Here is a 17,171-nt window from a genome sequence, read left to right as displayed (position 1 = left end):
CAATATATTAGACGGATAGCCACGCATTCCCTAGACTCGGCTGATTCGCGCCCGCGCACACACGCCGGGCCCTGCAATGCGAGCGATCGGCTCGCACATTCGAATAGCGAGGAGACCATGGCCTTCCAACCCGCCCACACCCTGCGTCCGCTTTCCATCGAAGGCAGTCCCGACAGCCGCTACTACTCGCTGCCCGTGCTCGAGGAGATGGGGCTGGGGAAGATTTCCCGTTTGCCGCATTCGATACGCGTGATCCTGGAATCGGTGCTGCGCAATTTGAACGGCGCCAGCGTGCAGGAGCACCATCTGCGCCAATTGGCCGGTTGGCAGCCCAATGGCGAGCGCAGCGGCGAAGTCCCGTTCGTGGTGTCGCGCATCGTGGCGCCGGACTCTTCGGGCGTGCCGCTGTTGGCGGACCTGGCGGCCATGCGCGAGGCCGCCGCCGAGCTCGGTATGGTGCCGGGTGACATCGAGCCCCTGGTGCCGGTCGACCTGGTCGTCGACCATTCCATCATCGTCGAACATGCAGGTTCCGCCGATGCGCTCAAGCTGAATATGGAAATCGAATACGAGCGCAATGCGGAAAGGTATTCGTTCCTGAAATGGGCGGCCAACGCATTCAAGGCCTTCCGCATCTTTCCGCCAGGCTCGGGCATCGTCCATCAGGTGAATCTCGAGAACCTGGCGCGCGGCGTGCACCAGAAAAACGGCGTGACGTATTTCGATTCGCTGGTCGGTACCGACAGCCATACGCCCATGGTCAACGGCATCGGCGTATTGGGTTGGGGTGTCGGCGGCATCGAAGCGGAAGCCGCCATGCTGGGCGAACCGATGTACCTGGTCGCGCCCGACGTGATCGGCGTGGAGCTTACCGGCGCGCCCGCCCCGGGAATCGTGGCCACGGATATCGTGCTGACGGTGGTCCAGGCCTTGCGCGCCAGGAAGGTGGTGGGCAAGTTCGTCGAGTTCTTCGGCCCCGGCGCCGCGGCCCTGACCGCGCCGGACCGCGCCACGATATCGAACATGGCGCCCGAATACGGCGCGACGGCGGCGTTTTTCCCGGTCGATGCCAATACGCTGGACTACCTGAAAGCCACCGGCCGTACGAAGGCGGAGATCGCGGCCTTGAAGGCCTATTTCCAGGCCCAGGGCATGTTCGGCATGCCGTCGCTGGGCCAGATCGACTACACCGATATCGTCCATATCGACCTCGCTTCCGTCGTGCCGAGCGTGGCCGGGCCATCACGTCCGCAGGACCGTATCGCGCTGGGCGACCTGAAGGAAAAGGTGCGCGCCCTGTTGCCCCAGGAAGCCTCCGCCGGACCGGGCGCCGGCAAGGCATTGCGCAACGGCGATATCGTCCTGGCGGCGATCACCTCCTGTACCAATACGTCCAATCCCCAGCTGATGCTGGCGGCGGGTATCCTGGCCAGGAAAGCCGTCGAAAAGGGCTTGCGGGCCGCGCCGCAGGTCAAGACATCCTTCACGCCCGGCTCGCGTGTCGTGACCTCGTATCTGCAGGCGACCGGCCTGGCGCAGTATCTGGACGCGCTGGGCTTCAACGTCGCGGGCTACGGCTGCGCGACCTGCATGGGCAACTCCGGCCCGCTGGATGCGAAGATTCTCGAACAGATCAACGCCGGCAACCTGACCGTGGCCGCGGTCCTGTCGGGCAACCGGAATTTCGAAGCGCGTATCCACCAGGCCATCAAGGCAAACTTCCTGATGAGCCCGCCGCTGGTGGTGGCATTCGCCATCGCGGGCAAGGCGGATTTCGATCCGGCCAGTGACGCGCTGGGCGTCGGGCCGGACGGCAAGAAGGTCTACCTGGCCGATCTTTGGCCCACGGCGGGAGAAATGGCGCAGGTGCTGCCCGTCGCGCAGGACCCCCAGCATGTGCTCGCCATCTATGCCCAGACGGGGCGGAACAATGATCTATGGGAAGCGCTGCCCGCGCCCAAGGGCGACCTGTTCGTGTGGAACGACAGTTCGACCTATCTGAAGCGGCCGCCCTTCTTCGACGGCGTCACGCTCGATATTCCCTCCAAAGGCGAGATCAAGGGCGCTCGCGCGCTGGCGATCCTGGGCGATTCGGTCACCACCGATCACATCAATCCCGGCGGTTCGATCCCATCCGAATCCGAATCCGGAAAATTCCTGATATCGCTGGGCGTGCAGCCGCGCGATTTCAACAGCTATATCTCGCGCCGCGCACAGGACCGCGTCATGGTGCGCAGCAGCTTCGCGAACGTTCGCATCCGCAACCTGATGGTCGACGAGGTGGGCAGCGTGACCTTGCACCAGCCGGACGGCCAACGCATGAGTATCTTCGAAGCCGCCACGCAATACGCCGCCGAAGGCGTGCCGATGATCGTCTTCGCGGGCGAGGAATACGGCAACGGCTCCAGCCGCGACTGGGCGGCCAAAGGCCCCAGCCTGCTGGGCGTACGCGCCGTGATCGCGCGCAGTTTCGAACGCATCCACCGCAGCAATCTGGTCGGCATGGGAATACTGCCGCTGGAGCTTCCCGAGGGTGTCAGCGCGCAGACCCTGGGGCTGGTGGGGGATGAGACCTTCGACGTGGACGGGAACATGGACCATGTCCGCACCGGCCAGGTTCTCGATCTGCTTATCCATCGTCGTGATGGGGAAACCGTGCGGGTGCCGTTGCGGGCGCGTATCGACTCGGCGATCGAAGAGGCTTATTTCAGGAATGGGGGCATCCTGCCTTACGTGCTGAGGCAGCGGCTCGCCCGCCATGTGGGTGGCGCCGGCCACGCCTGATCGGGTATCAGACGCCCGTGACGGGTTCCCGGCGGGCGTTCCTGCGCATGACGTCGGCGGGTACGCCGAACGATCGCACGAACGCCCTGCGCATGCGCTCCCGGTCGACGAAGCCGGTCTCCAACGCCACCACGTTGATGGTGTGCCGCCCTTGTTCGATCATGAATCTGGCAGCTTCGAGACGAAGCTGCTCCACTGCCTTCGCCGGCGATTGACCGGTCTCGGCAACGAAGGCACGGCTGAACTGGCGCGGACTGAGCCTGGCGACTTCCGCGAGCTCCTCGATGGTGAGCGGTTTGCGCAGGTTGCGTCGGATGTACGCGAGCACCGATTCGATGCGGTCGGATTTCGGCGTCATGTCGAGCAGCGCGGAATGCTGCTTCTGTCCACCCAGCCGACGCTGATGCATCACCAGGAGCCGGGCGACCAGTTTCGCGACATCGGGGCCCAGGTCGTTATCGAGCAACGCGAGCGCGAGGTCGATCCCGGCCGTCATGCCGGCCGACGTCCAGGTGGAACCGTCATTGACGAAAATCCGGTCCTCGTCGGTCAGGATATTGGGAAAGCGCGCGCGGAATTCGGACGCATGAGCCCAATGCAGGGTCGCGCGCCTGCCGTCCAATAATCCGGCTTCCGCGAGCACGAACGCGCCGCTGCAGATGGACGCCATGCGTCTCGAGGCCTTGGCGGCCTCTTTCACGAAGGCGACGACGGCAGCGTCGGAAGACGGCATCTTCATTTCCGTGATCGAGCCCACGATGATCGTGTCGAACGCGGGGTCGCCGAAGGCCTCGGTGTTCAAGGTCATGCCACCTGACGACTCGACGGGCCCGCCATGCTCGGACAAGACGTGGACGTCGTAGAACGGCCCGCCCGGCGCCAGATTCGCCACCTCGAACACCGTGAGGGCAGCGAGGCTCATCATCTGGAATCTTCTGGGCACTATGAAGCCGATCCGGTGCATATCCGTATGTCCTGAAAGGTGGCAACAACGACATCATCGTACGGGCCCGTGGCGCTAAGGTACAAGCACTTCCCGAATCCACCCCGGCGTCGTCGCCGTCGAAACACAGGAGCAAGAAAGATGGACTTCAACGAAGTCATGCTGGCGCGCAACGCCGATTTCGCCAGGACGGCGTTCTCTCCCGAACTCAAGATGATGCCGTCGACAGGTACGGTCGTGGTCGGCTGCGTCGATCCGCGTGTCGACCCCGCAGACGTGCTGGGCCTGAGGCAGGGTGAAGCGGCGGTGATCCGTAACGTCGGCGGACGGTTGAACAAACCGCTGCTCGAGACATTGTCCATCCTGAGCGTGGTCGCCAAGGCGGCGGGCCGCCCCGACGGGGCACGCAATCTTGTCCTGCTCCAGCACACGGATTGCGGAATCATAGGCTGCCACACGCACGCGCCGGCCTTGCTCGCGAAACATCTGGGGGTCGAACCGAATGAGCTCGATGGTCTCGCCATTACGGAGCCCTATGAAGCGGTCGCGCTCGACATCGCGGCGCTTCGCGCGAATACGGCGCTACCCGACAACCTCGTCGTGTCGGGCCTGGTGTACGACGTCAAGACCGGCCAGGTCGCCACCGTCGTTCCGCCCGCCCCGCTGCGCGGGCCCGCTGAGTGATCCAGCCTGGAGCATGACATGAACAACGATCCATACCTTATTACGGGCGCGACCGGCGCGACAGGCGGTGCGGCCATCGAAGAACTCTTGTCCCGAGGCGCGCGCGTACGTGCGTTTGTTCATCGTGACGACGAGCGTGCCGCCGCATTGCGCGCACGAGGCGTCGAGATTGTCGTCGGCGATCTGCTGGACAGTCATGCGGTCCGGGCGGCGCTACGGAACGTGGCGGGTGCGTACTTCGTGTACCCGATCATGCAGCCGCAGCTCGTCGACGCGACTGCCTATTTCGCGCTTGCCGCGCAGCTGGCGGGCGTTCGCTCGATCGTCAACATGTCGCAGATTTCGGCTTCCGCCGACGCGCGGAGCCGGGCATCGCTCGCGCACTGGTATGGCGAGCGCGTGTTCGATTGGTCGGGCGTTCCGGTCACGCATCTGCGGCCTACGCTCTTTATGGAGTGGTTGAGCTACGCGTTTCAGCGGTCGCAGATCGCGAACCAGGATTTGCTGCGTGTCCCCGCCGGGGATGGACGCCACGCGCCTATCGCCGCGGCCGATCAAGGCCGTGTGATCGCCCGGATCCTGCTGGACCCGGAGCCTCATATGGGCAAGACATACCCGTTGTTCGGCGCCGAAGAGCTCGATCACACGCAGATGGCCAGGATAATCGGCGACGCCCTGGGCCGGCCGGTGCGTTACGAAGCGGAAAGCCTGGAGTCATTCGAGGCGCGACTCACGAAAATCGGGTTGTCGGCGCATTTCATCCAGCACATCACGTCTGTGTACCGCGGCTATCAGGCTGGCGAATTTGCCGGCACGAACGATGTTGTCGAACGGGTTACCGGACAAAAGCCGATATCGGTGCGCGACTATATCCTCGCGAGTCGTGGGGCTTTCCAGCCGGAAAGAGCAGTCTAGCCCCCCGGGCCGGCGCTTTTCTGTTGCGAACCGAGTACGCCCAAGGTGTGAGCCTCCCCCTGCCATCTCCTGATTGATCTATTCCGCGTGAACGTCCAAGATATGCCGTCCCAACATCATTCACGCGGCTCAGGAGCGAGACATGACTGCGAATCTAGCTGGCAAAGTTGCTTTCGTCACCGGCGGCAGCCGGGGTATCGGCGCGGCGATCGTGCGGCGCCTGGCCGACGATGGGGCGACCGTGGTGTTCAGTTATAAGGGCTCGGCGGACGCGGCCAATGCATTGGCCGCGAGCATCGGGCAGGCCGGTGGCAAGGCGCTGGCGCTGCAGGCCGACGCGGGAGACGCGGCGGCGGTGACCGGCGCGATCGACAAGGCCGCCGCCCAGTTCGGCAAGATCGACATCCTGGTGAACAACGCGGGCATCGCCGTGCTGGGTCCGGTCGAGCAGATATCGCTCGAGGATTTCGACAGGACGCTGCAGGTGAACGTGCGGGCGGTTTTCGTCGCGATCAAGGCGGTGCTGCCGCACATGGGCGAAGGCGGCCGCATCGTGAATATCAGCAGTTGCAACGCGGAACGGATGCCCTTCCCCGGCGGGGCGGCCTACGCGATGAGCAAGTCCGCGCTGCGGGGATTGGTGCAAGGCCTGGCGCGGGACCTGGGGCCGCGCGGCATCACGGTCAACAACGTCCAGCCGGGGCCCGTCGATACCGACATGAATCCCGAGGACGGCGATTTCGCGGCCATGCTGCATGGCCTGATGGCGATTCCCCGGCACGCGCGCCCGGAAGAAATCGCCGCGATGGTCTCTTATGTCGCGAGCCCGGCGGCGGCATTCGTGACGGGCGCGCACCTGACCATCGATGGCGGGTTCAACGCCTAGCCGAAGAAACGGCCGGCGGCCTTACTCCGCCGGCACCCGGCTCATTTCATCCACCACCTGCCTGCCATGCAGGATGGCCGCATCGACCGCGCGGCTGGGTGTGGCAACGGCGCCACCGTGCGCGAATTGCGGCACACCGTGCGCGGAGGCGATGGCGCCTTCGTGGCGGACGACCAGCAGCGTCGCGGTGAATGCGGGCTGCTTGCCGGCGGTTTCCCGCTTCACGATGGCGCTTAGCCGATAGCCTTTGTAGACGGAATTGTTTTCCATATCTGATCCTCTTGCCCGAGCGGGCCAATCAAAGCCACGACAAATAAAAAAGCCCTCCTGGGAGGGCTTTTTTTACAGCATGCGAATGTTCGCGGTTTGCGGTCCCTTGGGACCTTGTCCTATCGAAAAGGTGATCTTTCGCGGCTCGTCGGGCGTCGCGGCGACCCTCTTTTCAGCGGCGGAATATTCGGCGTAGAGATCGCCGCCGTCGCCCGCGGGCATGATGAATCCATGGCCGTAACCGGCGTCACGCGGACTTTCGATGTGTGTGTGCATGCGCTTTCCTTGTATCGGAAGGGACGCCCCCTTCAAGCGAGATATCAAGGAAAGGACTTTGGACAATGAAGCGCGCGGGCGCAGGACGGAACAAATCGCGGTACTTGAGTCTTGGCAGCAATGTGAACCACATGAAGGGCAGAGTCAAGGAAAGACTCATGGGGACGCACCCTCTTTGGTTACCGCGTGTGCCAGGTGGCGCGACACGCCGGGCGTGTCCGGGAGCGATTCCGGCGAATCAAGGCTCCAAGGATGAGCTTGGACTTGTGAGGTGCGATGAATAGAGGCTACTGTGCCTGACGGCTCGTCCCGCGCGCATTTGCCGCGGGCGGAAACCAGACAGGAGCAAATGTATGCAGCGCATTATTTCCGAGCACCAGATCCCCACCGGCGACTTCAGGCAGGTCAAGTACGTGGGCGCCATCAAGGATCGCGTCGACGACGGCAACAGCACGCCCGTCTGGACCATAGAGCCGAAGTCGCCTTACTACACGCAGATCGGCGCGAAGCCGGTGGAGACCTGGGCGGAAGTGCTGATCGACGTGGAAGATCCGGATTCGCCCGAAACGCTGGCCAGGTTGCGGCGGGCGGTCGAGGCCCGGCTCGAACAACAGTTGGGATGACCGGACGGGCGTCCTGAGCCAGGTCATATCAAGATGTGATGGCTCACCGCAAATTCAGCATTGGACTGAGCCATCCCGCCTCCCTACACTCCTATAAAAACCAGAGCCTGACAAGGCAACAAGGCGGAGACGACATGATCGGACATAACAAAACGGCATCGGTGCGGGCCATTCGGCTAGCCGAACGACCGGCAGGGGACTGGATGGCGGCCTGCCATTCCGCGCGCGGCAATGTCCGTCGCCCGCGCCTTCGATAAATCCTGACGATTCCGCCGCACAGGCCGCCGCCGGCATGACTTCAAGCCGCGGCCGCGCCTGACCTGGCGGCGCGCGCGGCCGCCGGTCGCGCGGCGACGACCGCCGCGCGGATCGCACCGGCCGCACCCACCGCGGAAATACCGAACGCCGGGGCCGGATTGCGCCCGACGACGCCCTACAACGAGACGAGGAGACCATCATGGGACTGCGCTTCATGGAGCACATCCTGATTCTGACCCACGACCCGGAAGCGACACGCGACTGGTTCTGCGACAACCTGGGCTTTCGCAACGGCTATCACCCGGAATTCGGCTTCCCGGTGTACTGGCTGTATATCGGCGACCAGGATGTGGTCCACATCGGCAAGGCGCGCCATTCGAACCATCAGGACACCTACCTGCGCACGCCCAGCGACAAGGAAAACGAGGACTATTCGGCGGGCGGCGCCATGGGCTCCGGCCGTATCGACCACGTCTGCTTCAACTGCGAGAACATCAACGAGTTCATCGAGCGGCTGACGCGCAATGGCGTGACGTTCAGCGAACGGAAGGCGCACAACTCCGACCTGTACCAGCTGTTCATGCGCGAGCCGGTCAACGGGATCAAGGTCGAGTTGAATTTTTCCGCCGAAGAAGCCGTGAAGGCCGGCCGCGTGCCGAGCTGGACGGATGCGGGTGCAACTGCGGGCGCAGCTGCGGGTGCAACTGCGGGCGCAGCTGCCGGTGCAAGCACGGGCGCCACCGCGGATACCAACGCCAACGCGGGCGTCGGCGCCGTAGCGTCGGCCCATAAGTAAGCGGAGCCCGAGCCATGCCGATCTATCCAGAGCTGTCGGGCCGCAGCGTCGTCATCACCGGCTCGGCCGGTGGCATCGGGGAAAAGGCGGCGCGCGCCTTCCATGCCCAGGGTGCCTGGGTATTCCTGATGGACATCCAGGAGGATGCCGTGCGGTCCATCGCCAGTTCGCTGGGCGAGCGCGCAATGGGCCTGGGCGTGGACATCACCGATGAGACGCAGGTGCGGCAGGCCTTCGATGCCGTGCTGTCCGCCGGGCATGGACTGGACGTGCTGGTGAACTGCGCCGGCGGCTACCGCAAGCTGCTGACGGTGGAGCAGATGGACCTGGAGGAATGGGAGCGCACCGTGGCGCTGAACCTGCGCAGCGTCTTCCTGTGCTGCCGTGCCGCGATCGCGCCGCTGAAGCAGTCGCGGGCAGGCCGCATCATCAACGTCACGTCGATCTCCGGCCGTACGGTACATGCGGCGTCGTCGCCCGCGTATGGCGCCGCCAAGGCCGGCGTGACGCAGCTTACGCGCTTCCTGGCCTATGAGCTGGGCCCCCACGGCATTACCGCCAATACGATCGCGCCGCTGACCACGGTGACACCGCGCGTGGCCGCGCTGCGTTCCAAGGAAGACCTGGATCGCATCGCGGCGCAGGTGCCGCTGCGCCGGCTCGCGACGTCCGACGACCACGTGGCCGCGATGCTCTATCTGGCTTCCGACGGCGCGTCCTTCGTATCGGGCGTGAACCTGGACACCAACGGAGCACGAGTCATGTTGTAGCCAGGCGTCCTCGGACGCCACTTCGGGACAGTCCCCGCCAGACGGGACGCCCTTCCAAGAACGAGGAGACAAGGATGCACCCCTACACGTTGGCCCATCGGTCGCTGCGCGCCGTGCTGGCCCTGTCATTGTCGGGCGGCATGGCCGCCGCGCTGTCGCCGGGCCTGGCGCGGGCGCAGGCTTACCCGCAACGCGCCGTCACGCTGGTGACGCCGCTGGCCACCGGCAGCGCTTCCGACCTGGCCTTGCGTATCGTGGCCGAACGCCTGGCGACGCCGCTGGGGCAGTCCATCGTCGTCGAAAACCAGACCGGCGCCTCCGGCGCGATCGGCGCGGAAAAAGTGGCGCGCGCAGCGCCGGACGGCTACACGCTGTGCGGCTGCAACAACGCCATCCTGAGCGTGCTGCCGCACGTCCGCAAGGTCAGCTACGACCCCGCCACGCAATTCCGGCCGGTCGGCATGGTGGCCGTGCTGCCGACCGTGCTGGTGGTGAACCCTGCCCTGCCGGTGAAGACCGTGCGCGAATTGACCGACTACGTGAAAGCGAATCCGGGCAAGGTCTCTTATGCGACCGGCGGCGTCGGCAGTCCGCAGCACATCGCCATGGCGATGTTCGAGGCGGGCTCCGGCATCAAGATGATGCACGTCCCGTACAAGGGCGCGAGCCCGGCGGCGGTCGGCGTGGCCGGCGGCGAGGCGCAGGTGATGTTCAACGCCATCGGCACCGTGCTGCCGCTGATCAAGGCCGGCAAGCTGCGGCCCATCGCGGTGGCCGGCGCGCAGCGCACGGCCATCCTGCCGGACCTGCCCACGGTGGCGGAATCGGGCGTCCCGGGCTACGACTATGCGTCCTGGATAGGCATCGTGGCGCCGGCGGCGACGCCGGACGCCGTGGTGGAGCGTTTGTCGAAGGAATTGATGCAGGTGCTCAAGGCGCCCGCCACGGTGGCGAAGCTGGCGGAAAACGGCATCGACCCGCTGGTGATGACGCCGCAGGAAATGGCCAAGTACATGGCCGACGACAGCCGCCGCATGGCGACGGTGGTCAAACAGGCAGGCATGGAGACGGAATGAGCAGCACAGCGAAGTCCTCGGACGCACAGTGGCGCGGGCGCCAGTTTCACTACCAGCCGGTCGCCAGCCACGTGCATCCCTTTCTGGTGGACCTGTGGGATGCGGTCCGCGAAGAAACCTCGGGCCGGCTCGACATCGAGGTCGTCGCCGACAACGGCGGGCTGAAGAAGTCGCATCTGGAAATCGTCGACGCCGTGATCGCCGGAGACATCCAGTTCTATGCCCTGATGGGCAGCATACTGGGGCCGCTGGCGCCGGCGATGAACGTGCAGAGCCTGCCCTTCGCCTTCCGCGACAACGATGACGTGTACCGCGCCATGGATGGCGCGTTGGGCGATGCGCTGCGGGCGGATCTGGCGGCGCGCGGCCTGTACCTGATGCCCCATGGGCTGATGGAGAACGGCTTTCGCCATATCGCCACCACCGGCCGCGTGATCAATGACGCCAGCGATCTGGAAGGCCTGTCGATACGCATCCCCGAAGGCAAGGTGTTCGAGGAGACCTTCCGCACGCTGGGCGCCGATCCCGTTCCCCTGTTCGTGCTGGAACTGTACGACGCGCTGAAGACGGGCAAGCTGCAGGCGCAGGAAAATCCGCTGGCCATCATCGATTCGCTGCGCCTGCACGAGGTGGTGACGCACGTATCGATGACCTCGCATATGTGGTCCGGTTTCAACATCATCGGGAATCTGCCCTTCTGGAACGCATTGCCCGAGGACGTGCGCGAGATCGTCCTGCGCAACGTCAAGCTGCACGTCGGCCGCCAGCGCAGCCACACCATCGCCTTGAACGAGGATCTGGCCCGGACGCTGCGCGAACGCGGCCTGCGGTTCAACACGGCGGATACCGACAGTTTCCGGCGCAAGCTGGCTGGCGGTTTCTACCGGCAGTGGAAGGATGAACTCGGTACGCGCATCTGGGATCTGCTGGAAGCGGAAGTCGGCAAGCTGGGCTGATCGGCGGCAGCCGCGCATTTCTACAACGAGGGGACACTTCAATGACGACAAGAAAACTGGGAATGCTGCTGGCCGGCCTGACGCTGGCGAGCGGCGCGGCGTCCGCGCAATCGACCTGGCCCAACAAGCCGATCCAGGTCATCGTGCCGCTGCAGGTAGGCAGCGCGGCCGACGTGGCGACGCGCGTGGTGCTCGCCAAGATGGGCGAGAACATGAAGCAGACGTTCATCATCGAGAACCAGGCGGGCGTGTCAGGGCTGCTGGGCGCCGAGCGCGTGGCGCGCGCCGCGCCGGATGGCTACACGCTGGGCGGCATCACGGACAGCGTGCTGAACTATGCGGTGAACCTGAGCGACAAGGTGAACTTCGACCCGCTGAAGGATTTCGCGCCGATCAGCCAGATGGCGAATATCTCGTGGGTGCTGGTGGTGAACAGCGCCTACCCCGCCAAGGACCTGCCCGACCTGCTGGCGCGAGCGCGCGCGCAGCCGGGCAAGATCGACTACGCGACGGGCGGCACGGGCAGCCCGCATCACATCGCGATGGAGCTGTTCGCGTCGAGCGCCGGGGTGAAGTTCGCACACGTCCCCTACAAGGGGGCGACGCAGGCGACCACGGATGTGGCGGGCGGCCAGGTGCCGATGATGTTCTCGGCGGTGTCGGTGGCCCTGCCCTTCATCAAGGACGGAAAATTGCGTGCACTGGCGCAGCCCAACGACAAGCGTTCGGCGCTGCTGCCCAATGTGCCGACCTTCGCCGAGGCGGGGGTGAAGGAGTTCCGCTTCTCGACATGGCTGGGCCTGTATGCGCCCAAAGGGACGCCGGCCGACATCGTGAATCGCCTGAACGCGGAGGTCGTCAAGGCCGTGGCGGATCCGGGTGTGCGGGAGCGCCTGGCCGGACTCGGGCTCGATCCGGTGGCGTCCACGCCGGCGGAGCTGGGCACGTTGACGCGCGAAGGCTATGCGCGCGTCGGGCAGGCCATACGCGACGCAGGGATCAAGGCGCAATGAACATGAGTACTTCAACGACACGGACGGTCGGCATCGCCGGACTGGGACTGATGGGGTCCGCCAGCGCGCAGCGTCTGGCCCTGGCGGGCTTCGAGCTGAGAGGATATGACGTGGACCCGGCCCGTTGCGCGCAGTTCGCCAATACGGGCGAGCCAGCCCGCGCGGCGGTGCAATCGCTGGCGGATCTGGCGGTGCAATGCGACGCCATCGTGTTGGCGGTGTTCGACACGGAGCAGGTCGAGCAGGCGCTGTTCGGACCGACGGGCATCGTGCAGGCCGCGAAGGCCCCGGCGCAATCGGCGGCACGATCGGCAGCGCAATCGGCCAAGGTCGCGGTGGAAGCGGCCGCGCGGGCCGCTGGTCGCATGCCCACGATCGTCTGCATCAGCACCTGCGATCCCGACCGCATCGCGGCCGTGGCGCAGCGTTGCGCGGCGCAGGGCGTACCGTTCGTCGAATCGCCGATCTCCGGCACCAGCGCAACGCTCGCCAAGGGCGAGGCGGTCGGCCTGGTGGCGGGACGCGATCAGGATCTGGCGCTGGCCGCGCCCGTGCTGGACGCCTTGTGCGCGCGCCGCTATGCGATGGGCGCGCCAGGCAACGCCGCGCGTGCGAAGCTGGCCGTCAACCTGGTGCTGGGCCTGAACCGCGCCGCCCTGGCCGAAGGCCTGCAATTTGCTGGGCAGCTGGGCCTGGATCCACAGGAATTCCTGTCCGTACTGACGGGCTCAGCCGCCTATTCGCGCGTGATGGAAGTCAAGGGCCCCGCGATGGCGCAACGCCGTTTCGACCCGCCGCAAAGCCGTGTGGACCAAAGCCTGAAGGACTTCCGCCTGATCCTGGAACAAGGCCAGTCCCGCAGCCAGCGCCTGCCCTTCGCCGAAGTCTACGTGCGCATGCTGGAAGACTGCGTCGCGCACGGCGAAGCGCAATTCGACAATGCCGCTATCATTGAGGCGATAGCTCGGTTACGCGGCTAACCCGATACCGATTGCAAGCGACACGGGCGCCGGCGGAATTCTAGCGAAACAGCCTGTTGTATTGAAACTGGCGAACGACCCGTACCTTGAACTGGTGTGCCAGCGCGTGCGACGGGTTGATCAAGGTGACACCTTCTTCCGGCACGACTACCGATGGCACAACCAGGATCGCCGTGTACCCTTGGCGCAGCCATTGCGACCCCACAGCCGCACTGGCTCGGCCCGCGGGGATGGCACACCACGCAGGAGGTAGCTCGGCGAGGCCGGCAACCGCCCTGGCACGCCAAACCGGCTCAGGTACATCGATTTCAATCAAGAACCGATTCAGAGGAAGTCCGCCCTCGGGAATATGCGGCGCCGGCACCGGACATATCATCCGCGGCGTAATTGCGCGTCTCGGTTGCGATACGCCACAACTTCACTGATACGCCCCACTTTCGAGAGCGCCTAGGAGGCGGGCGACCACGTCCACTCCTGTCGGAGTATCAATGAGGTCTCCAGGCTTGCGTCCGCCAAGTGCGGGTTGAGGGCTATCCAGCCATTGACCTAGCCAGGCGACCGCATCGAAGTTTTGGGCTTCCGGTGCCGTGGAGTTTGCGACGATAGATTGGGCAATGCCTAAAAGGCGGGCCAATCCGAGCGCCGATTTGCCACCCATTCCAGTCAAGGCTTGATTGGCAGCCGCCTTTTTTTCAATTATGGCGCACCTCTACTCCGCCACGCCGTTTGACGACGAGGACGTCGGGACGGGGCATTCGCAACCAATCGACCGTGCCGCGGTATAGCAGGCAGGCGAAAACCCATAGGCCCACGGCCATTGGCAACATGGTGACGGCGGTGTCCTGGGCCAGGGACATGCGGGCTTCCTTGATGCGGACTTTCAGGCCTTGGTCGGCGAATGTCCGGGCGAAAGAGCTGGCCAGGCCGTCGACCTCGTTGACGTTTTCCAGATGGAACGATTCCCGCACGGCGAGCAGGCGGGATAGTTCATCGGTGGAGGGTAAACAACCACTCCTCAGGTCTCGCTCCACTCCCGCAGCAGGTTGTGATAGCAGCCCACCAGCTTGCTGCGCGCGACGGGATCGGCCTGGGTCTGGTTCAGGCGCTGGATGGCGTTATCCAGGTCATAGAGCAGGCTGCGACGGGAATCCTCGCGGATCAGGCTTTGCACCCAGAAGAAACAGCCCAGGCGCACGCCGCGCGTGATGGGGGTGACCTGGTGCAGGCTGGTGGCCGGGTAGACCACCATGTCGCCGGCGTCGAGCTTGACGCTTTGCAAGCCGTAGGTATCGTGCACCTGCAGCTCGCCGCCGTCGTATTCGGACGCATTGCTCAGGAATAGCGTGATGGACACGTCGGTGCGGACTTTGCGGCCGGTGTGCGGGTGGATGCGCACGCCGCCGTCGACGTGGGCGCCGAAGGTCATGCCTTCCCCGTAGCGGTTGATCATCGGCGGGTAGGCCACGTTGGGCAGGACCGCGCTGATGAAGGCGGGGTTGCGTTCCACGGCGCCGAGGACGATCTGCTGCACGCGGTGCGCGACTTCGGAACGTTCGTCGATCTGCTGGTTGTGCTTGACGGCGGCGCCCTGGTAGCCGGCTGATACACGGCCGTCGACCCATGCGTCGCCGGCGTTGTCGAGCAGGCCGCGGATGGCCTGGACCTGCGTGGCGTCGAGGACTTTCGGGATGGTGATCAGCACGAGGGTCGCCTATTGAATGTGATAACTCACCGTCAACATGGCGGTGCGTCCGGTGCCCGGCACCGCGCGGCCGCCATCGGACGGGATCAGCGCATCGTAGTATTTTTTGTCGAAGATATTGAACAGGTTCAGCCGCACATCGTACTTGGGCTGGTGCCAGGCCAGCGTGCCGTCCCAGCGGGTATACCCGCCGACCTGCACGGCGTCGGTGTTGGCCGCGTAGCGCGAGGACGTATACACCGCGCCGCCGCCCACCTCCCAGTTCTGCAGGAACTGGTACGTGCTCCAGAAGTTGAACGTGTTCTTGGGCGTGTTGGCCGGCGTGTTGCCTTCCGTGCCGTCCTTGGCCGAAGTGATCTCGGCATCCAGATACGTGTAGGCGGCATACAGCTGCCACTGCCTGGTCAGATGCCCGGATGCCCCGGCCCGTACGCCGTTCACCCGCACCGTCCCGTCCAGCTCGTACACACCAGGACTGATCTGGGTGCGCGCGTTCTCCTTCTTGATCTGGAAGACCGCCGAGTTCAGCGACAGGTTGCCGTCGAACAGATCCCATTTGCCGCCCGCCTCGTAGGAGCGGTTCTTTTCCGGCTCCAGGGTGTCCTGGCCGACCGTCGCGGTCAGCTGCTCCAGCGACGGATTGAAGGACGTGCCGTATGAGATGTAGTACGACTGCCAATCGCTGGGCTGCCAGATCGCGCCGCCCCGCACGCTGGTGTAGTGCACCGTCTGGTCGGCATTGGCGGGCGTCGTGCTGCGCGGCACGGAGTTGGTGACAGTGGCTTCATAACGGTCCCAGCGCAGGCCGCCCACCAGCTTGAACTGCTTGGTCAGTTCGACGGTGTCGTTGGCGTAGATGCCCACCGTATTGGCCGAGCCCGTGGCGAAGTTGCCGGGCACTTCCGGCAGGTCCGCGGACGTGTGCTGCGGGTCAACCATCTGCGTGCAGCCCACGAAACCGCTGTTCAAGGTAAATCCGTCGCAGGTGCCGGTGCGCGAATAGGCCTGGTTGCTGTAGTGGTCGTGGCCCAGCTCCACGCCGGTCAGCAGGGTGTGCTTGATCGAACCGGTATCGAACTTGGTGCTCAGTTCGGTCTGATTGAAGATGGACTCGTCATGGATGACGCGGTCATGGCTTTGCTGCAGGATCCACAAATCGTCCAGCGGCAGGTTGGTGACGTTGCCGGCGGGCAGTTGCTGGAAACCCTTGGGACCCAGCGTGCCCACGGCCTGCGGCGCGGTCTCCCGGGCATCGGTGCGCACGTTGTTGTACTGCGTCTGGTTGCGCAGCACGGTGTCCGGCGTGAATTTGTGCTGCACCGATGCATTGAGCATCGCGATGTCCTGCATGGTCCGGTCATCGTGGAAACCGTACGCCGTATTGCGGCTGACACCCGCCGGATGGCCGTTGACGGACTGCACGCCGTAGTCGGGCATGTCGTCGTTGTGCTGCAGCAATGCGGACAAGGTGACTTCGGTCGGCGTGCCGATGCCGAACTTGAACGAAGGCGCCGCGCCGAAATCCTTCACATGCGATTGGTCGCGCGTGGTCGCGTCGCCGTTCTGCGTCATGCCGTTGAAGCGGAAGGCCGATGTCTCCGACAACTGCATGTTGGTATCGACAGTCGAACGCACCAGGCCGTTGGTCGTGACGGATCCGGTGACGTCGGTGAAGTCCGCCAGCTTGGGTTTCTTGCTGACCTGGTTGATCACGCCGCCGGTGGAGCCACGGCCGAACAGCATGGACGATGGCCCCATCAGCACTTCCACTTCATCGAGGTCGAAGGTGTCGCGGTAGTACTGCGCGCGATCGCGAAAGCCGTCCAGGTAGATGTCGGTACGCGCCGAGAAGCCGTTCAGGTAGATGTTGTTGCCTATCGTGCCGCCTTCGGCCGCGCCCAGCGTGATGCCGGCGACGTTGCGCAGCGCGTCCTGCAAGGATGTCGCGCCCTGCGACTGCATCAGCGCCTTGTTCACCACCGTGACGGATTGCGGCACGTCATGCAGATCGACGCCCAGGCGCGGCAGCGCGGATTGCTGGGTGTTGAAGTCGTCGGATGGGGCATCACCGTTCACATGGACGGTGTCCAGCGTCGCGGTGGGCGCCGCGGGGGTGGCGGGCGCCGGCGTCCCGGGCGCCGCGGCTTGCTGCGCGATGGCCGCGACGGGCGCGGCGAACAGGGCCAGGACTGCGGCGGCGATCGGGGTCAGCTGTTTCATGAAGGCGACGGATTCCAAA

Annotated in this window: 19 protein-coding genes; 11 read left to right on the top strand and 8 right to left on the bottom strand. The window is 64.9% G+C overall.

What is annotated here, in order from left to right; translation table 11 throughout:
• Positions 1–117 precede the first annotated feature (117 nt).
• Complete coding sequence (gene acnA, locus CAL26_RS03710) at positions 118–2,784, top strand: aconitate hydratase AcnA (RefSeq protein WP_094845546.1); 2,667 nt, start codon at positions 118–120, stop codon at positions 2,782–2,784.
• Positions 2,785–2,791: 7 nt separating this feature from the next.
• Here the strand turns inward: acnA and CAL26_RS03705 are convergent, their stop codons facing one another.
• On the bottom strand, positions 2,792–3,748 hold the full coding sequence (locus tag CAL26_RS03705; protein WP_094845545.1) for a GlxA family transcriptional regulator: 957 nt from the start codon (positions 3,746–3,748) through the stop codon (positions 2,792–2,794).
• Positions 3,749–3,868: 120 nt separating this feature from the next.
• On the opposite strand from CAL26_RS03705, the gene CAL26_RS03700 reads away from it, so the two are divergent.
• The 3 genes from CAL26_RS03700 to CAL26_RS03690 all read left to right on the top strand — a co-directional run bounded on the left by CAL26_RS03700 (position 3,869) and on the right by CAL26_RS03690 (position 6,212).
• Complete coding sequence (locus tag CAL26_RS03700; protein ID WP_094845544.1) at positions 3,869–4,411, top strand: carbonic anhydrase; 543 nt, start codon at positions 3,869–3,871, stop codon at positions 4,409–4,411.
• Positions 4,412–4,429: 18 nt separating this feature from the next.
• A complete protein-coding gene (locus tag CAL26_RS03695) occupies positions 4,430–5,326 on the top strand; it encodes an NmrA family NAD(P)-binding protein (protein WP_094845543.1) in 897 nt (298 codons plus the stop codon).
• Positions 5,327–5,468: 142 nt separating this feature from the next.
• Positions 5,469–6,212, top strand: a complete 744-nt coding sequence (locus tag CAL26_RS03690) for an SDR family oxidoreductase (protein ID WP_094845542.1) — start codon at positions 5,469–5,471, stop codon at positions 6,210–6,212.
• Between the two features lie 21 nt (positions 6,213–6,233).
• Here the strand turns inward: CAL26_RS03690 and CAL26_RS03685 are convergent, their stop codons facing one another.
• Both CAL26_RS03685 and CAL26_RS03680 read right to left on the bottom strand, forming a co-directional pair.
• Positions 6,234–6,482 carry a hypothetical protein gene (locus CAL26_RS03685; protein WP_094845541.1) on the bottom strand — a complete coding sequence of 83 codons (249 nt, stop codon included), beginning with the start codon at positions 6,480–6,482 and terminating at the stop codon, positions 6,234–6,236.
• A gap of 72 nt (positions 6,483–6,554) precedes the next feature.
• Entirely contained in the window at positions 6,555–6,758 is a 204-nt protein-coding gene (locus CAL26_RS03680; RefSeq protein ID WP_094845540.1) for a cold-shock protein, read from the bottom strand.
• A 353-nt stretch (positions 6,759–7,111) separates the two neighbouring features.
• Between CAL26_RS03680 and CAL26_RS03675 the strand changes: the two genes are divergently transcribed.
• From CAL26_RS03675 to CAL26_RS28235, 7 genes are all read left to right on the top strand, one after another.
• Positions 7,112–7,381, top strand: a complete 270-nt coding sequence (locus CAL26_RS03675) for a hypothetical protein (protein ID WP_094845539.1) — start codon at positions 7,112–7,114, stop codon at positions 7,379–7,381.
• Between the two features lie 457 nt (positions 7,382–7,838).
• Positions 7,839–8,435, top strand: a complete 597-nt coding sequence (locus CAL26_RS03670) for a VOC family protein (protein ID WP_094845538.1) — start codon at positions 7,839–7,841, stop codon at positions 8,433–8,435.
• Between the two features lie 14 nt (positions 8,436–8,449).
• The gene (locus tag CAL26_RS03665) at positions 8,450–9,205 is read left to right on the top strand and encodes an SDR family NAD(P)-dependent oxidoreductase (RefSeq protein WP_094845537.1); all 756 of its coding nucleotides are present in this window, start codon (positions 8,450–8,452) and stop codon (positions 9,203–9,205) included.
• A 74-nt stretch (positions 9,206–9,279) separates the two neighbouring features.
• Positions 9,280–10,281: a Bug family tripartite tricarboxylate transporter substrate binding protein gene (locus CAL26_RS03660; protein ID WP_094845536.1), complete on the top strand. Its 1,002-nt coding sequence runs from the start codon at positions 9,280–9,282 to the stop codon at positions 10,279–10,281.
• Positions 10,278–11,237, top strand: coding sequence for a TRAP transporter substrate-binding protein (locus CAL26_RS03655; protein WP_094845535.1), 960 nt, complete (start codon positions 10,278–10,280; stop codon positions 11,235–11,237). The genes CAL26_RS03660 and CAL26_RS03655 overlap by 4 nt, the downstream gene beginning before the upstream one ends.
• Before the next feature lie 41 nt (positions 11,238–11,278).
• Complete coding sequence (locus tag CAL26_RS28240; RefSeq protein WP_179283237.1) at positions 11,279–12,250, top strand: Bug family tripartite tricarboxylate transporter substrate binding protein; 972 nt, start codon at positions 11,279–11,281, stop codon at positions 12,248–12,250.
• 2 nt (positions 12,251–12,252) lie between these two features.
• Positions 12,253–13,230 (top strand): NAD(P)-dependent oxidoreductase, encoded by a 978-nt coding sequence (locus CAL26_RS28235; RefSeq protein WP_179283236.1) that lies wholly within the window; start codon positions 12,253–12,255, stop codon positions 13,228–13,230.
• Positions 13,231–13,270: 40 nt separating this feature from the next.
• Here the strand turns inward: CAL26_RS28235 and CAL26_RS28840 are convergent, their stop codons facing one another.
• From CAL26_RS28840 to CAL26_RS03620, 5 genes are read right to left on the bottom strand one after another with little or no spacing between them, the layout of a single operon-like run.
• Positions 13,271–13,606 carry an RES domain-containing protein gene (locus CAL26_RS28840; RefSeq protein WP_373454436.1) on the bottom strand — a complete coding sequence of 112 codons (336 nt, stop codon included), beginning with the start codon at positions 13,604–13,606 and terminating at the stop codon, positions 13,271–13,273.
• Positions 13,607–13,648: 42 nt separating this feature from the next.
• Entirely contained in the window at positions 13,649–13,888 is a 240-nt protein-coding gene (locus tag CAL26_RS03635) for an MbcA/ParS/Xre antitoxin family protein (RefSeq protein WP_094845534.1), read from the bottom strand.
• Between the two features lie 34 nt (positions 13,889–13,922).
• On the bottom strand, positions 13,923–14,261 hold the full coding sequence (locus CAL26_RS03630; RefSeq protein ID WP_143277342.1) for a hypothetical protein: 339 nt from the start codon (positions 14,259–14,261) through the stop codon (positions 13,923–13,925).
• Positions 14,246–14,932, bottom strand: coding sequence for a Fe2+-dependent dioxygenase (locus tag CAL26_RS03625; RefSeq protein WP_094845532.1), 687 nt, complete (start codon positions 14,930–14,932; stop codon positions 14,246–14,248). Before CAL26_RS03625 ends, CAL26_RS03630 begins: the two co-directional genes overlap by 16 nt.
• Before the next feature lie 9 nt (positions 14,933–14,941).
• Complete coding sequence (locus tag CAL26_RS03620; protein ID WP_094846005.1) at positions 14,942–17,152, bottom strand: TonB-dependent receptor; 2,211 nt, start codon at positions 17,150–17,152, stop codon at positions 14,942–14,944.
• Positions 17,153–17,171 lie beyond the last annotated feature (19 nt).

The organism is Bordetella genomosp. 9 (genome assembly GCF_002261425.1).
Classification (GTDB): domain Bacteria; phylum Pseudomonadota; class Gammaproteobacteria; order Burkholderiales; family Burkholderiaceae_B; genus Bordetella_C.
The sequence above is the reverse complement of the archived record's forward strand: the minus strand, read 5'-3'. Positions and strand labels throughout refer to the sequence as shown.

Excerpts from the sequence above, each read along its gene's own strand:
- acnA (WP_094845546.1), top strand. The coding sequence starts at position 118 with ATGGCCTTCCAACCCGCCCACACCCTGCGTCCGCTTTCCATCGAAGGC.
- CAL26_RS03705 (WP_094845545.1), bottom strand. The coding sequence starts at position 3,748 with ATGCACCGGATCGGCTTCATAGTGCCCAGAAGATTCCAGATGATGAGC.
- CAL26_RS03700 (WP_094845544.1), top strand. The coding sequence starts at position 3,869 with ATGGACTTCAACGAAGTCATGCTGGCGCGCAACGCCGATTTCGCCAGG.
- CAL26_RS03695 (WP_094845543.1), top strand. The coding sequence starts at position 4,430 with ATGAACAACGATCCATACCTTATTACGGGCGCGACCGGCGCGACAGGC.
- CAL26_RS03690 (WP_094845542.1), top strand. The coding sequence starts at position 5,469 with ATGACTGCGAATCTAGCTGGCAAAGTTGCTTTCGTCACCGGCGGCAGC.
- CAL26_RS03685 (WP_094845541.1), bottom strand. The coding sequence starts at position 6,482 with ATGGAAAACAATTCCGTCTACAAAGGCTATCGGCTAAGCGCCATCGTG.
- CAL26_RS03680 (WP_094845540.1), bottom strand. The coding sequence starts at position 6,758 with ATGCACACACACATCGAAAGTCCGCGTGACGCCGGTTACGGCCATGGA.
- CAL26_RS03675 (WP_094845539.1), top strand. The coding sequence starts at position 7,112 with ATGCAGCGCATTATTTCCGAGCACCAGATCCCCACCGGCGACTTCAGG.
- CAL26_RS03670 (WP_094845538.1), top strand. The coding sequence starts at position 7,839 with ATGGGACTGCGCTTCATGGAGCACATCCTGATTCTGACCCACGACCCG.
- CAL26_RS03665 (WP_094845537.1), top strand. The coding sequence starts at position 8,450 with ATGCCGATCTATCCAGAGCTGTCGGGCCGCAGCGTCGTCATCACCGGC.
- CAL26_RS03660 (WP_094845536.1), top strand. The coding sequence starts at position 9,280 with ATGCACCCCTACACGTTGGCCCATCGGTCGCTGCGCGCCGTGCTGGCC.
- CAL26_RS03655 (WP_094845535.1), top strand. The coding sequence starts at position 10,278 with ATGAGCAGCACAGCGAAGTCCTCGGACGCACAGTGGCGCGGGCGCCAG.
- CAL26_RS28240 (WP_179283237.1), top strand. The coding sequence starts at position 11,279 with ATGACGACAAGAAAACTGGGAATGCTGCTGGCCGGCCTGACGCTGGCG.
- CAL26_RS28235 (WP_179283236.1), top strand. The coding sequence starts at position 12,253 with ATGAGTACTTCAACGACACGGACGGTCGGCATCGCCGGACTGGGACTG.
- CAL26_RS28840 (WP_373454436.1), bottom strand. The coding sequence starts at position 13,606 with ATGATATGTCCGGTGCCGGCGCCGCATATTCCCGAGGGCGGACTTCCT.
- CAL26_RS03635 (WP_094845534.1), bottom strand. The coding sequence starts at position 13,888 with ATGGGTGGCAAATCGGCGCTCGGATTGGCCCGCCTTTTAGGCATTGCC.
- CAL26_RS03620 (WP_094846005.1), bottom strand. The coding sequence starts at position 17,152 with ATGAAACAGCTGACCCCGATCGCCGCCGCAGTCCTGGCCCTGTTCGCC.